Here is a 14644-nt window from a genome sequence, read left to right on the forward strand (position 1 = left end):
CTAGAGCTTTACTACAAACAAAACGGCATGATATAAATAATTCTACGACTCAAATGATGAATAATTCTCAAAATTATATTCAAAAACTCCTAATTGTTCTCAGTGTTTTTATTCTTACCATTACTATTGTTAGTCCGAGAGCGTTTGCTGCATCCTCTTCAACCTGTCCCCAAAATATGGTTTTCATTCCCGGAGGAGAATTCAAAATGGGGTCAGATCAACCAGAATTTATCGAAGAACTACCTGTAGAAGATGTGACTGTCAGTTCATTTTGCATTGACTCCCACGAAATTACTAACGCCCAATTTACCAAGTTTGTTGAAGATACAGGTTACGTTACCGTAGCGGAACTTCCCCTATCAAAATCACAATTTCCTGATTTACCCGATGAACAGCGATCGCCCGGTTCTCTCGTTTTTGAACCTCCCGCAGAAGGGATTCAACAAGTGGCTTATCTGAGTTGGTGGCATTGGGTGACGGGTGCAAACTGGCAACATCCCTACGGCCCCGATAGCAATATTAGGGGGAAAGAAAAACATCCGGTTGTTCATATTGCATACGAAGACGCTTTAGCTTACGCCAAGTGGGCAGGAAAACAACTGCCCACCGAAGCTCAATGGGAATATGCTGCCAGAGGCGGTTTAAAAGAATCTACCTACACCTGGGGTCAAGAATATTCTGCCAAAAAAGCTAACACCTGGCAAGGATTTTTTCCCTTTCTAAATACCAAAGCAGACGGCTATTTGGGAACTGCTCCCGTTGCTTCGTTCAAGGCAAATGGTTACGGTTTGTATGACATGACGGGTAACGTTTGGGAATGGACAGCGGACTGGTATCAGGTTGAACGAAAAAATATGGCTCATAGCGTTAACCCAGAAGGTCCCAGGCAAGCCGAAAGTTTTGACCCCAAAAAACCTGTCGAGGGTGCGTTACACGTGATTAAGGGTGGTTCTCACCTCTGTGCGCCCAACTATTGCAGTCGATACCGTCCGGCTGCACGGGAGTCTCAGTCACCGGATACAGGAACCACTCACATTGGTTTTCGCCTTGTCCAAAATTTGGTCTAACTCAAAGCAGACTATGTTTGATAGCGACACAATGACAACGTTAGAAAAGCTTTGACCGGGATTATAACCGTTCTCTCCTATCTCTACCAAGTTATCATAATAACTAATACAGATATGGATGTGTGTTTATTGGGAAAAATGCGATCATTAAAGTTTATTTGTTTTGATGATGTATAGTCCGAGCCGATATTGACTCATAGAAAAAATTAGTTTGTGGAGATTTTTAATGCACTGTTTAGACATAAGGGAAAGCTTTAAAGTATACCGATTAGAGCACTCAGATGAATCACTCATACAACCGATAGTCGAAATTTTGGAACACTCACTAGGGAATTATAGGCAAGCCTTAATTAAGGGAATTAGTGAAAAGAAATTCTTTGCACTATGCGCACTTGGAGAGGGCCAAGAAGTTTTAGGTGCAATTATCGGTTGGATTATTGAAGAAGAAACTGTTACTACTGACAAGTACGGTCTCAACTCCTCCGAATACCCAACCGGATATATAAAATCTCTAGGTGTCAAAGAAGAATGGCAGCGTAAGGGAATAGGCAGTTGTTTGGTACGCACTCTCCAGCATTGCTTTTCTTCTTTTGGTTGCCAACGTGTAACATGTGAGGCATTCGATAAATCACTAATTTTTTGGCAGCACCAAGGATTCAAAATAAGTACGAGAATCCCAGGATTATCGTATGAAGCTTCAAAAAGAGTAGAGGATTTTTGTAGTGATTGCGGTACCTATTCCAAGTCTGATGCAATTGCAATGTATAAAGAAATAAATCCCAATCTCTACGATAATGTTGAGGTAAAACCGATAACGTCAAAAGGAAGAGGAGTTTTTTCACGCCGATCTATTCCTACAGGAGAAATAGTGTTTTCAGGCAAACCAATATATGCAGAAAATGAACGCACATGCTATTCGATTCAGGTTGATTGGGACAAGCATTTGTTATTTGATAGACCTGCTGTACTTACCAATCATTCATGCGATCCCAATTGCGGTATCCGCGATAATAGATTTGGTGGTTTTGATTTTATTGCAATTAAGGATATTGCTGTTGGGGAAGAAATTACTTGGGATTATGCCATGAGCGAATATATCTCAATTGCTGTAGAATCCTGTAAATGTGGCAGTCCAAAATGTCGTCAGAAATCCGGTGGCTGGCATATACTTTCCGAATCCTTGCAAAGAAAATACAAAAGCTTTTCTGCTTCATATATCCATTCCAAAGGGAATTAAGGAGGGTGTCCATGTGGTATGACATTGTACAAATTGGTTTTCGCCTCATCAAAAATTTGGGCTAAACTAAAAACAGTTGTGTTGTAACAGGGGAGCATATTTTGAAAGCTATACAGCAACAGACCTCAACTCAAGTTAGAGTTATAGCAATTATCTTATTATTTATTGCTATAATAGCCGGGTCTTGGATATCAATCTTTTTTAGATTGTTGGAACGAGAAATAGGTCCATTTGCAACAGCATTTCATAGAGTTGGGATTGCAACTCTGCTGTTGGGAATTTGGACTGGACAGCAAGCTCTAAGTTCCAAGTTATCTCAGGAGAAGTTATCCTTAGATCCATCGCCTTACACGAGTTGGGTCATAATACTCTTATTAATAGCCGGAATGAGTTGTGCTGGCGACCAAGTTTTCTGGGCTTTGTCCTTGACTAAAACTAGCGTTGCTAATTCAACTTTATTGACAAATCTAGCTCCCTTGTGGACGACTATTTTGAGTTGGTTAATCTGGGGTAAGCACTTTGACAAACGATTTTTAATTGGTATGATAGTTGCCATAGTGGGAGCCTCTATTCTGGGAGTAGAAGATGTGAAAGTGGCTACGGAAACCTTACAAGGTGATGGAATCGCCATACTTGCTTCAATTTGCTTTAGTGTCTACTTGTTGGTTGTAGAAAAACTTCGAGAAAGTTTGAGGGCTGATGCTATACTTTTCTGGAGTTCTTTATTTTCAGCTTTGTCGATATTGCCAATTGTTTTGATAATGGAGGAGCGACTTTTTCCCTATACTTTGGAATCTTGGGTGTTTGTAATTTTGTTAGGTCTGATCTGTCAAATTTTGGGTCAAGGACTTTTGAATTATAGCCTTCAGCATTTGTCTTCTGGATTTGTGGCGATTAGCCTACTACTGCTACCCATAATGACAACAATTTTTGCTTGGGTAATTTTCTCAGAAAGTTTAAGTGTGTTAAATGCCGTGGCATTTGCTATAGTCTTGTTAGGAATTTATCTGGCAAATTCAAGCTCTTCTGCTGTCAAAGAATCAACCTCAGAAATTAGCTGAAGTCACTCAAAGAAGTTTCAAAATTAGAGAAGCTTTAGTTGAGGATTGTAGTATTCATGAACCCAAAAAATAAACCTGACAACAGAGGAGAGAAAATATAGGATGAAACAGGTTTCACACATGAACAAGTTTGAAGATTTAACTCAACACGAAGTGGAAGCACTGAAGCAAGACTTCAACTATGCTAACGCTCGTATGTATCAATCCCAATCTCCCTCTCAGATGAAAATCGTTCAGCAATTGCCAGAGTTGTGGCTAGAAGCAGAGCAAACGAAGCAAGAAATATTGAATTATAAGTTTACCGAAGCCTTTTATCGAATGCGAGGGTTAGAAAGTGCATTAAATCCTAATAATATTATGCTGCATTATGCTGCATCCATTGCCACAATTCATGTAGCAAATTACCTAATGAAGAAAGGATTGAGCATCAGCTTAATTGAACCATGTTTTGATAGCTTGTATGAAATTTTAGTCGATTTCAAAATTTCGCTTCATCCTTTACGGGAGGGTTTGTTGTATGAAGCCAATCAAATTTATGATAATCTCAAAAGTCATGTGAAGGGAGATGCAATTTTTTTAGTTGACCCCAATAACCCCACAGGTTTTACAATGCTAGGCTTGAAGAACCGCAAATCTTTTGAAGAAATTATTCGGTTCTGTAAAGACTATGATAAAATTCTGATTATTGACCATTGCTTTGCGAACTTTCTGATGGGAGATGAAGCCTTTGAGTTATATGACACTTATCAGCTTCTTCGGGACTCTGGAATTAAATACATCGCAATTGAAGATACGGGAAAAGCATGGCCGATTCAAGATGCTAAAGTCGCTATGTTGAAGGTTAGTGATCATCTGTATGAAGAGATGTATAGCATTTATACAGCCTATCTCCTGAATATTTCCCCATTTATCTTAAATGTTCTAACTCAATATGTCTTAGATGCACAACAAAATCAGTTTTCTTTTACTCGAAATCTGTTAGAAAAAAATCGGATGATATTATGGGAAACATTGCAAGATACATTCTTAGAACTTCAACAGCCGATGGCTAAAGTGAGTGTTGCTTGGTGTCAGATTAAAGATCCCAATATGACCGCAACTCAACTCCAACAAATTTTCTATAAAAATGGGGTCTATGTTTTACCCGGAACTTACTTTTATTGGCACAAACCTGAAGAGGGAGAACAGTATATCCGAGTTTCTTTAGCCCGCAATACTGATAACTTTTTCCAAGGAATGAAAATCTTGAAACAAACATTAGATCAGAAAGTTTGTTTATTAAAATAGCGTTTAAAAGTCATCCCAAGCTTTGAATTTTTTTACTGACTAAGGAACATAAAAAAATGATTGAAGGAAACATTGAACAGAAATTAGTTGAAGCACTCCAACCCATTCGCTATCATGTTTTAGCCTCAGAAATTTATCACTTATTTAACACCGGAATTTACGACCAGTTAATTGAGTCAGAACATTCAGTCTCTAGTTTGGCAACAGCTCTAAATCTAGATGAAAGAAAACTTTATGGGTTTCTCAAATACTTGGCGAATGAAGGGATTGTTGAATTTATTGATCAAATCGTTCGACCTACTCAAAAGTGTCAGCAAATTAGTGAGTTTCGAGGGTGGTATACATTAATGATTGGAGGATATGCGAAGACCTATCTTCAAGTGGGTGAAACGCTAAAATTGGGGAGTGAATGGCTTGAACGAGATGGCAAACAAGTGGGTGTGGGAAGCTGTGAAATGAGCAAGTTTGATGCCATTCCTCTGGTTCGTTCTTTAATGTCGAATATTCCCAAAGACTGTCAATATTTTCTTGATATTGGATGTGGTGAAGGGCTGTTTATGATTGATTTTTGTCGAGCCTTTCCCGATCTACAAGCATGGGGTATTGAACCGGACAAAGACGCTTACTTAGCTGCGGTTGAAGCGGTTCAGCAGGCTGGGTTAGAAGACCGGATTGTCATGACCAATGCTTCAGCATTAGAACTATTAGAATCTCCATTTGAAACTGAACCTGACTTTTTAGTTGTGAGCTTTGTTCTCCAGGAAATTCTAGGTCAAGAAGGAGAGGAAGGGGTGATTAAATTTTTGACAGGTATTTTAGAACGGTTTCCTGAACTTTACATCATTGTGATTGAAGTCGAAGATCGAATTGACCAGAAGAAAATTATGTCACATAATATGGCTTTAGCATATTATAATGCTTATTACCTGTTACATTATGTGACGAATCAAAGACTCGAAAAACAGGAATTCTGGGAACAGATTTTTGAGAAGTGTCAGCTTGAAGTCAAAGCCAAAGATTTTGTAGACCAAAATGTAGACTCAACTGAGTTAACATTTTGCTATCTGTTACACCGAAAATAAAGCGAAAAATAATCAAGAGGTCCTATGGGATTAATTGGTCAATTTGAATCTCAAATACTGGAGCGAGAGGAGTTCGCAGGAGCCATTTCTTTCTCAGCTCTGTCTAGTGATGAAACCGTCTTAGTTGAGATGCCGCCTTACACCATTGATGAATACTTATTTTGCCATCGCTTTCAAACCGATCAACTTTTAACAGTTCAAGGTAGCTTGGTTGTGGTCTGTTTACAAAACCGTCAATATCATTACATCCCAATGAGTGATTTAATCCCTCAAGTGCTAAAGATTCCGCCTAGAATTCCCCATTTAGCAGCTAATTTAAGCTCTCAACCTTGTCGGGTGATTAATGCTATCATCCGTCATGGTAAGTTTCATCCCAAAGATTACCAAACCATAGCAAAACCCTTTCCCTTAGATTTAGATCGGATTCAAAAATTGTTTCAGGAACTTAAACTGAATAAGGAGGAACTTTATGGCTAAAAATATGGATATAGCTCAATCAATTGAATTAGTGAATCGAATTGATTTATCACCAGAGAAAAGGCAGTTTTTCTCAGAAAGTGGGTTTATTAAGATCGAAAATTTTTTGACAGAAGAATCTGTCCTCAAACTTCGACAATTCGTTTATAATTCTAATCAAGTGAAGGATATTACAGGAGAATATTATCCTGGAGACTTTTCAAGAATTGGCTACGATGTAGAAAACTTAGTGACTCATAGCATCTATGACTCAGATAATTTTCAATATGTTATGAATCAATTAATTAATCATGATATAACTTTTACCCAAGGAATTGGTTTCGAGCTAAAGCCTAACAAGAAAGGATTCCCTTGGCACTTTGAGATGGTTAGCTTTAATTACATTATGCCAGAGGATACCGGATACTCCTTATGGATACCACTCGATCCAGTTAATACAAGCCTTCAGCATGGAGGTTTAGCCTGTGTACCCCGCAAAATCTATTCAAATCTGGAACGGTATAAACTCGTTTATCAACTTACACAACAGCAGGATTCTTTGGAATTTTATCAAACAGAAGATTTTCAGAGCTTTAGTATAGATGTAGCTTCTAAATTTGAAGATTTTATTCTAGAAAGGAACAAAATAGAATATGATTTTTCAATAGGTGATGTGCTGCTTTTTGATAAATTTGTATGGCATAGATCCTGTCCGTTTAAACAAGGCGATTTACCTTCAAGAATGGCATATACAATGCGATTCATAGATCGTAAGGCTCGCTATTCAAAGATTTTTCTAGATGGAGTTAATATGATAACAAACGCAATGGGGGAGGAGTCTAAAACGACTTTTGGTTATAGATTAAGTAATCTTGAAGAAGGTGAAGCGATCGGAGAGCTATCATGGCTCAAAAAATAAATAAAAGCGTAGGCACAGAATACTAGGATAAAATGGCTAATCAGACTTATTTTATCTCTGACTTAGTATTCTCTTAACCCCAGCTACCTCAAAATTTATACAGGAATTCACTATGATGCTTACAGATAAAAGTATGGACATAGATTCATCAATTGAATTCGTGAATCGAATTGATTTATCACCAGAGGACAGGCAATTTTTCTCAGAAAGTGGGTTTATTAAGATCGAAAATTTTTTGACAAAAGAATCTGTCCTCAAACTGCGACAAGTCGTTTATAATTCTAATCAACTCAGGAATGTTGCAGGAGAACATTTTCCTGGAGAGTTTTCAACTGTTGGCTACGAAGGCTACGATGTAGAAGAGTTAGTGGCTGATAGCATCTGTTACTCAGATAATTTTCAATATGTTATGAGTCAATTAATGAATCATAATATAATTTTTACCCAAGGCATTGGCTTCGAGCTAAAGCACAATCACAGAGGATTATTTTGGCACTGCGACATTATTAGCTTTAGTTACATTATGCCAGAGGATCTCGGATACTCCTTATGGATACCACTCGATCCAGTTAATACAAGCCTTCAGCATGGAGGTTTAGCCTGTGTACCGCGCAAAATCTATTCGGCTCAGGAACAGTATGCGCTCATTTATCAAATTACACGGCAGCCGGATTTTTTTGAATTTTTACAAACAGAAGATTTCTACAATATGGGTTTCGCTTCTAAAGTTGAAGACTTTATTATAGAAAGGAACAAAATAGAATATGATTTTTCCATAGGTGATGTGCTGCTTTTTGATAAATTTGTCTGGCATAGATCCTGTCTGTTTAACCAAGGCGATTTACCTTCAAGAATGGCATATACGATACGATTTATAGATCGTAATGCTCGCTATTCAAAGTTTTTGCGAGACGGAGTTAATATGAAATTAAAAGAAACGGGGGAAAAGTCTACACCCGAAAAGTCTACATACAATTTTGGTGATAGATTAAGTAATCTTGAAGAAGGTGCAGTGATCGGGGAGCTATCATGGCTCAAAAAATAGTTTTTACCATGAGGGCTATCAACAGTATTGAAATAATTGGACAAAATTAAACACAATTAGGAGTTATGTAAAAATAACTTGAACAATTTAAACTGCCATTTGTGCCTTAATGGCATAGTTCCATTCACCATGAAAAGAGTCTAGCTCAATTCTAATGGAATTAAATTCTTCGCAACTTACTTTGATTTCTTTTTTATAGAAATTTTTACATAAGGATCTATTTACTGTGATAGACTACATTAAAAAGAGAAAAGATAGTTTCTATCTAGAAAATTCACAAGGAGATTTGTAACATGGATTATCAAGGCATAGTAGCTGATGCTAAACATATCAAAGCACTGAGTAAGCCTGAGCGATTTGTCAAAGTTTCGGCAAGAGAAGATCGATGCGACCTCTCATTCACAGCTTGGGAAACACTTCTAAATAATACTTGTTTACAAACTTGGAAAGGAATTATTCTTAGTAAAGGGATCGCCGAAATTGGCATTTATCCCATGATCTTATGGGAACTTAAACCCAAAACGATTATTGAACTTGGTGCGTTCAATGGGGGTAGCGCTGTTTGGCTAGCCGACAACTTAGAAATTTTAGGTGTTGACGGCTCAGTTTATTCTATTGATATCGATTTGTCTCTTTTAGATGAAAAAGCAAAAGATCACCCCAGAGTAAATTTTATTGAGGGAGATGTTAACAATTTGAATGCTGTCTTACCAAAAACAATGCTCGATAAACTTCCTCATCCTTGGCTGATTATAGAAGATTCCCACGTCAATCTTTTGGCAGTCGTCAACCATTTTCATGATAATGGCATCACCAGTGGAGATTATTTAATTGTAGAAGATACTAACAAGTTGATGTGGGAATTTCAGGGGGAGCAATGGAGCGATGAAGAAGAAAATGTCCACGGAAGGCAAAAAATGTCTGACTTAAGATCTTGGTTGCTTAACCATGAAGATGAGTATTTGATTGATACCCATTATCAAGATATGTACGGTTACAATGTATCGAAAAACTGGAATTCTATTCTTAAAAGATTTTAACATTCTTCCAACTGTCAAATGATCGCTGGCGAGCTTACCGATCGCTGCTGCTTTACAGGCGACAGTGTTCTGGCTCTATGGTACCCTTGCTCTCCTGGCTGACTTGATTACACAACACTATTGCAAAATTGCGTGTCACGCCACTACTAGCTACTTGATTCATCTTTGAAATTACCAACGCCCTATAGTTCATTATTGTTAAATTTTCCTAAAGGATAATTTTAGTGAATTGTTTCACTGTATATTAATTGAATTACAGCAGTTTCAGAGTTAGTGAGGTACAAAATTTTTCACTTTTGCTCTAACATAGATTTTCGATTTCAATCCTTCACAACATTAGGAGTCAAATAATGGTTTCCAAATTTTCTGCGTTTTGGAATAAAGATGGTAGTACCCAACCCGATGCACCCCGTTGGGCTAATTTACGCGCTGAGATGCGAAGCGCTTTCCCCACTTACTATTCCACAGGTGCCTCAGACCCCTTTGCAGACATGGTTCACCAAGCTATTCGTTATCTAGACCGACTCAAGCCACCCCAGTCTACATCCCCTACAGGTACACCGGGTTATCTAGGAAACGATCCGACTGGTCCCCATTATGGCAAAGTGACCGAAGCCCGTTTAGGGGAAAACATCGCTTCCGTGGAAGAGGTGCTTGAAGAGGCAGCAGAGCTATTTCGAGGAATGCCCAACTGGAATCATCCCTTGGTAATGCCTAATGTTATTCCTCCGGCTAACACTGCTGCGATTATTTCTGCCATGATGACCCAGGTTTTCAGCCCTAATATTATTGAAGGGGAATATGCCTGGGATGTAGAAAAGACTGAAATGGAGACCTCTGCTATCTTAGCCGATCTGATTGGTTGGCCGACCGATGAAGCAGGTGGTCTGTTCACCTTTGGAGGTTCTGGGTGCTATTTTTATGGCATCAAATACGCCCTGACCAGTTGTTTGGGTATGAATTCTCGTTGTAATGGGATTCGCACTGATGCCAAGGTGTTAGTGTCTCAACAGGGTCACTACTGCAAACAGAATTCCACGGACTGGACTGGTCTGGGTATGGAGAACTACATTGAAATCGACACCGATGATGTCACGAATGCCATGGATTTTGACCACCTAGAAGAAGTGGTGCGAGTCCTGCATTCCTCTGGTACGCCTATTGCTGCCATTGTCTGCACGATGGGCACAACGGATGCTTTTGCGGTAGACCCCATTGACAAAGTAAGGGAATTGGTAGACGAACTCTATCCCCCAGAAAAACATCCCGAGGGAGTGGGACGACCCCTAATTTACGCTGATGCCGTGATTGGCTGGTCTTGGCTGATGTTCAAAGGATATGACTTTGTAGAAAATCCCTTGGGCTTTGCACCAACAGTTTTGGCTGATATTAAGAAAAACTACGAGGCTATTAGCAAAGTTGTCCATGCTGATGCCATTGGCTGTGATTTTCACAAGACTGGTTGGTCAACCTATAATTGTAGCGTGGTTATGGTTCGCAGCCTGCATAAATTCCAAGAACTTCTCAGTCGTCCTGGTTCGGCTTATCTTCAGGCCCGTACTTGCTACAATCCTGGTCTCTACACCCTGGAAGTTTCCCGCTCCGGTTCCTATTCAATGGCAGCTTGGGCAACCCTCAAATACATGGGTTATGAAGGATTCCGCTCGGTTCTGGGAGGTATTCTGGAAATTCAACATTACCTGCGCCACGAGGTTATTGCTAACGAACTAACGACCGTTTGTGTTAACGCACCAGATTCAGGTTTCGTGACTCTGTTCCGAGTTTACAAAAAGGGAGTTAATGCACAGGAGCAATATGAAAAAGAACTGAACGATCCAGCAGCTAAGGAAGAACTGGAAGCAAATAATGAATTGCAGAAAAATATAGCCGATATGCTCTGGCAGTGGCATCGGGACGGTCAGTTGCATGAGGGAGGTTATGCCCCTTACATCAGCTATACCAGTGGTTTCCGGCCTACAGATTATGACGATGAGGAAATAGAACCCGGTTTCATCTATGCCGTTAAAGCTTATCCGATGAATGTCAATATTACCCCGGAAGTAATGGACGAATTAATCCGGTTGGTATTGGTGGCACGGGATGCGATTGAAGCAGGTACAGTTCCTGAACCCAAGGATGATGCTGGAAATTGTCCTCTTCCTTACTCTGACTTCTCAAATATTAAACCTCTCGAATGTGCTTCTGATGAAGATGGTGCGGGTGGTTCCACCTCAGATAATCTTCTCTCTGGCATTGGGCGTCAGTCTCGCAAGGCGTTGAAGCGACTCAAGAAGCGTCGCCAGGACAAAAAGTGTGATTGTTAATCGTCCTTTTAACTTCCGCCTAGTGCCGTGTCAAGCTTGAAAATGTGGATTAAAAAACCTAACCCCCAACCCCATTCCCTGCAAGGGAAGGGGGAGATTTCACCCCTCTCCTGCGAGAAGAGGGGTTGGGGGAGATGTCTTCGCTTGTTGCTCGCTACTAACACACTATTTTAAGCTTGACGCGCCACTACTCATATATAATCTGGTTTAACAGTTGTCATTGCGACGATAGGAAGCAATCTCCTTAACTCCTGAGATTGCTTCCTTTAACTCCGTTCCAGTCGCAATGACTTGAGTATAGTAATTATCCGGATTTGATATCAAAGCTGTCGTGTAAAGCTAAAATAGTGCCATAGATTTTTGGCAAAAGTACAAAACTAAAATTTTCCTTTAGAAAAATTTTAGCCAAACAATTCACGATACATTAGTCTAATCAATCTACATTAGGATTGCTCCAACATAGATTTTCGATTTGAATCTTTCAGATGGTTTGGTAGTTTCCTGACCCATTGACTGAGTTTAGGTCCTGCAATAGGGCGATCGCTTCCTAACCAGAGGCCATCGCCAAAAAACTAAACCTCTGGACATCTCATCCAGAGTTAATGTTGTTATTTAGAGGTTTTTCTCAATGATTTTGAATCGTATTTGGAAGCATCTGTGGAAGAAGGTAGTGGCTGTCGTAATGGCCACTGCCTTCTTTTTGAGTGTCGCTGTCCCCCCGGCGACAGCATGGAGCCTATCCGACCTATTCAAAGGCTTTGGCTGGTTTAGCAAATCCGAACCTGCTGCCACAACCTTCAGCCTACAACTACTCCACGCCTCCGACTTTGAAGCTGGCCTGGAAGCCATGGAGGACGCACCTCGCTTTTCTGCCGTCCTCAATGCTCTCAAAGATGACTACCCCAACACCCTTTTTCTTTCCTCTGGGGATAACTACATTCCCAGTCCCTTCCTCTTTGCGAGTGGCGACCCGAGCATGAGTGACACCCCTGTGGGTAAAGCGGGCATCGGCCACGCCGATATCGAAATCCACAACCAACTTGGCCTCCAAGCCTCGACTTTTGGCAACCACGATTTCGATCTGGGCACTAAGGAAGTGAGTAACATCATTGAACCTTCTGGCGAATACCGTGGGGCATTGTTTCCTTATCTGAGCGCCAACTTAAATTTCGGTACAGACCCCGACTTGGCAGACAAGGTGACGGAAAACGGGCAAGAGATTAGCACGTTTTCAGCCGGACAATTAGCAGGAACAGCGATCGCCACTGTTGGCAACGAAAAGATCGGTATCGTTGGTGCAACCACACCCTTATTGCCAGAGATCGCCTCCTCCGGCGACGTTACCGTACTCCCTAAAAATCAAACTGACTATGACGCGCTGGCTGCTGATATTCAGGTTGCTGTAGACGAGCTAACGGCAACGGGCATCAACAAAGTAATTCTTTTAGCCCACATGCAACAGTTGAATATTGAGCGCGACGAACTGGCTCCTCGCCTACGAAATGTGGATATCATTGTTGCCGGAGGTTCCCACACGTTGCTGTCCGATGAAACAGATCGCCTCCGGGCTGGAGATACCAGCGCTGGTCCATATCCCATTCTCAAAACTGATGCGGACGGCAACCCAATTGCCGTGGTCAACACCAAAGCCAACTACACATACGTCGCTCGTCTGGTTGTAGACTTCGATGGCGACGGTATCCTCGTCCCTGAAAGCATCGATCCGAGCGTCAGCGGAGCCTACGCCACTGACGAAGAAGGCGTTGCAGCTATTGGTGGTACTCCAGACCCGGAAATTGTTGCCATTACCGATGCCCTAAATGAGGTTATCGCCAGTCAAGATGGTAACGTTTTTGGTAATACGACAGTTTTCCTCCGGGGCGATCGCTCATTTGTCCGCACGGAAGAAACCAACCTGGGAAATTTGACCTCCGATGCCGACCTAGCTTATGCCAAAACCGTAGACCCCACAACGCGTATTGCTTTGAAAAATGGGGGCAGTATCCGTTCCAACATCGGCATTATTAACGCTGCAAGTGGCAGCACTGACCCCAATGACTTTGAACTGTTGCCCCCAGAAGCAAACCCGGAAGCAGGTAAAGCAGAGGGAGAGGTTTCCGAACTAGACATCAATAATTCTCTCCGCTTCAACAACGGACTCACCCTGATGACCCTAACGGCAGAACAACTCTTACAGACTATTGAACATGGGGTTTCAGGGACAGCTCCCGGTGCAACACCCGGTCAGTTTCCCCAAGTAGGCGGTCTGAAGTTTAGCTTCGACGCCGAACGTCCTGCTGGCGATCGCGTAATCTCTTTAGTTGTTTTGGGCGATGACGAATCTGATGTAGTTGCTCAAGATGGCGAACTCGTTGGCGACCCCAGTCGCACCTTCCGGGCAATTACCGTCAATTATCTAGCTGACGGTGGTGACAGCTATCCTTACCCCAGTTTTTTGAGTGCCGATCCGGTTTTGTTTAATCGTGTCGATCTCTTGGGCGAACCGGATAGCGACAGCGATGGAGATTTTGAACCAGAAGAGGACCTCAACCAAAACGGGAAGAGGGATGAAGCGATTGCAGAACCTGTCGATGGCTTTGCCAACTTCGCTCCTTTTGGCACTGAGCAAGACTCACTGGCAGAATACTTTCATCAAGTTTTCCCAACTGCAGAGAGTGCCTTTCAGCAAGCAGACGCGGGTCCGTCTGAGGATGAGCGAATTCAGAATCTAGCGTTCCGGGAAGATACGGTGATTTCTCAATAGAGCAATTTTTACTGGATTTTAAGAAACCGGGTTTATGGGAGACAGATGTCAGTATAGTATGGCATTTCATATAAACCCGGTTTCTATCCTTGATTTATATCGATATAGCAATTCCCAAAAAGCGTGAGATACAAAATTCCCTGGTTTTAGGGAACACTTAACTGGGAACACTTAACTGGGAATAGGAAGTACGGAGTAGTAATTCTGGTTCCGTAGGAATAAATAAAGAAGAAAAACAACTGTAGCTGATATCAAATCCGGTAGCATTGGTGTAATTAGATAAAAATGCTGGGGAGATTCGGAGATGGGGAGATTCCGAGATTCGGAGATGGGGAGATTCCGAGATTCGGAGATGGGGAGAT

At 41.2% G+C, this 14644-nt stretch carries 13 protein-coding genes; 11 read left to right on the forward strand and 2 right to left on the reverse strand.

Features of this window, described 5'->3' with window-relative positions:
- The 8 genes from ACP6PM_RS02150 to ACP6PM_RS02185 form a co-directional block, all read left to right on the forward strand.
- On the forward strand, positions 1–1067 hold a 1067-nt coding region (locus ACP6PM_RS02150), incomplete at its 5' end, for a formylglycine-generating enzyme family protein (RefSeq protein WP_426581417.1).
- A 226-nt stretch (positions 1068–1293) separates the two neighbouring features.
- Entirely contained in the window at positions 1294–2304 is a 1011-nt protein-coding gene (locus tag ACP6PM_RS02155) for a GNAT family N-acetyltransferase (protein WP_426581419.1), read from the forward strand.
- 101 nt (positions 2305–2405) lie between these two features.
- Positions 2406–3365, forward strand: a complete 960-nt coding sequence (locus tag ACP6PM_RS02160) for a DMT family transporter (protein ID WP_426581421.1) — start codon at positions 2406–2408, stop codon at positions 3363–3365.
- A gap of 102 nt (positions 3366–3467) precedes the next feature.
- A complete protein-coding gene (locus tag ACP6PM_RS02165; RefSeq protein ID WP_426581422.1) occupies positions 3468–4652 on the forward strand; it encodes a pyridoxal phosphate-dependent aminotransferase in 1185 nt (394 codons plus the stop codon).
- A 56-nt stretch (positions 4653–4708) separates the two neighbouring features.
- Positions 4709–5734, forward strand: a complete 1026-nt coding sequence (locus tag ACP6PM_RS02170) for a 2-ketoarginine methyltransferase (RefSeq protein ID WP_426581424.1) — start codon at positions 4709–4711, stop codon at positions 5732–5734.
- A 24-nt stretch (positions 5735–5758) separates the two neighbouring features.
- Entirely contained in the window at positions 5759–6211 is a 453-nt protein-coding gene (locus ACP6PM_RS02175; RefSeq protein ID WP_426581426.1) for a dTDP-4-dehydrorhamnose 3,5-epimerase, read from the forward strand.
- A complete protein-coding gene (locus ACP6PM_RS02180; protein ID WP_426581428.1) occupies positions 6204–7109 on the forward strand; it encodes a phytanoyl-CoA dioxygenase family protein in 906 nt (301 codons plus the stop codon). The genes ACP6PM_RS02175 and ACP6PM_RS02180 overlap by 8 nt, the downstream gene beginning before the upstream one ends.
- 112 nt (positions 7110–7221) lie before the next feature.
- Positions 7222–8154 carry a phytanoyl-CoA dioxygenase family protein gene (locus ACP6PM_RS02185; protein ID WP_426581429.1) on the forward strand — a complete coding sequence of 311 codons (933 nt, stop codon included), beginning with the start codon at positions 7222–7224 and terminating at the stop codon, positions 8152–8154.
- Positions 8155–8241: 87 nt separating this feature from the next.
- On the opposite strand, the gene ACP6PM_RS02190 is transcribed toward ACP6PM_RS02185, so the two are convergent.
- Positions 8242–8385 carry an ISAzo13-like element transposase-related protein gene (locus ACP6PM_RS02190; protein ID WP_426581439.1) on the reverse strand — a complete coding sequence of 48 codons (144 nt, stop codon included), beginning with the start codon at positions 8383–8385 and terminating at the stop codon, positions 8242–8244.
- A gap of 62 nt (positions 8386–8447) precedes the next feature.
- Here ACP6PM_RS02190 and ACP6PM_RS02195 point away from each other — a divergent pair, with 62 nt between their 5' ends.
- The 3 genes from ACP6PM_RS02195 (at position 8448) to ACP6PM_RS02205 (ending at position 14282) form a co-directional block, all read left to right on the forward strand.
- Complete coding sequence (locus ACP6PM_RS02195) at positions 8448–9194, forward strand: CmcI family methyltransferase (RefSeq protein WP_426581431.1); 747 nt, start codon at positions 8448–8450, stop codon at positions 9192–9194.
- Positions 9195–9544: 350 nt separating this feature from the next.
- Entirely contained in the window at positions 9545–11518 is a 1974-nt protein-coding gene (locus tag ACP6PM_RS02200) for a pyridoxal phosphate-dependent decarboxylase family protein (RefSeq protein ID WP_426581433.1), read from the forward strand.
- A gap of 628 nt (positions 11519–12146) precedes the next feature.
- Positions 12147–14282: a bifunctional metallophosphatase/5'-nucleotidase gene (locus ACP6PM_RS02205; RefSeq protein ID WP_426581435.1), complete on the forward strand. Its 2136-nt coding sequence runs from the start codon at positions 12147–12149 to the stop codon at positions 14280–14282.
- A gap of 157 nt (positions 14283–14439) precedes the next feature.
- Here ACP6PM_RS02205 and ACP6PM_RS02210 read toward each other — a convergent pair.
- On the reverse strand, positions 14440–14644 hold a 205-nt coding region (locus ACP6PM_RS02210), incomplete at its 5' end, for a hypothetical protein (protein WP_426581437.1).

This window comes from Dapis brunnea BLCC-M229 (genome assembly GCF_050015995.1).
GTDB lineage: Bacteria > Cyanobacteriota > Cyanobacteriia > Cyanobacteriales > Microcoleaceae > Trichodesmium.

Excerpts from the sequence above, each read along its gene's own strand:
- ACP6PM_RS02175 (WP_426581426.1), top strand. The coding sequence starts at position 5,759 with ATGGGATTAATTGGTCAATTTGAATCTCAAATACTGGAGCGAGAGGAG.
- ACP6PM_RS02170 (WP_426581424.1), top strand. The coding sequence starts at position 4,709 with ATGATTGAAGGAAACATTGAACAGAAATTAGTTGAAGCACTCCAACCC.
- ACP6PM_RS02205 (WP_426581435.1), top strand. The coding sequence starts at position 12,147 with ATGATTTTGAATCGTATTTGGAAGCATCTGTGGAAGAAGGTAGTGGCT.
- ACP6PM_RS02155 (WP_426581419.1), top strand. The coding sequence starts at position 1,294 with ATGCACTGTTTAGACATAAGGGAAAGCTTTAAAGTATACCGATTAGAG.
- ACP6PM_RS02195 (WP_426581431.1), top strand. The coding sequence starts at position 8,448 with ATGGATTATCAAGGCATAGTAGCTGATGCTAAACATATCAAAGCACTG.
- ACP6PM_RS02185 (WP_426581429.1), top strand. The coding sequence starts at position 7,222 with ATGATGCTTACAGATAAAAGTATGGACATAGATTCATCAATTGAATTC.
- ACP6PM_RS02180 (WP_426581428.1), top strand. The coding sequence starts at position 6,204 with ATGGCTAAAAATATGGATATAGCTCAATCAATTGAATTAGTGAATCGA.
- ACP6PM_RS02165 (WP_426581422.1), top strand. The coding sequence starts at position 3,468 with ATGAAACAGGTTTCACACATGAACAAGTTTGAAGATTTAACTCAACAC.
- ACP6PM_RS02200 (WP_426581433.1), top strand. The coding sequence starts at position 9,545 with ATGGTTTCCAAATTTTCTGCGTTTTGGAATAAAGATGGTAGTACCCAA.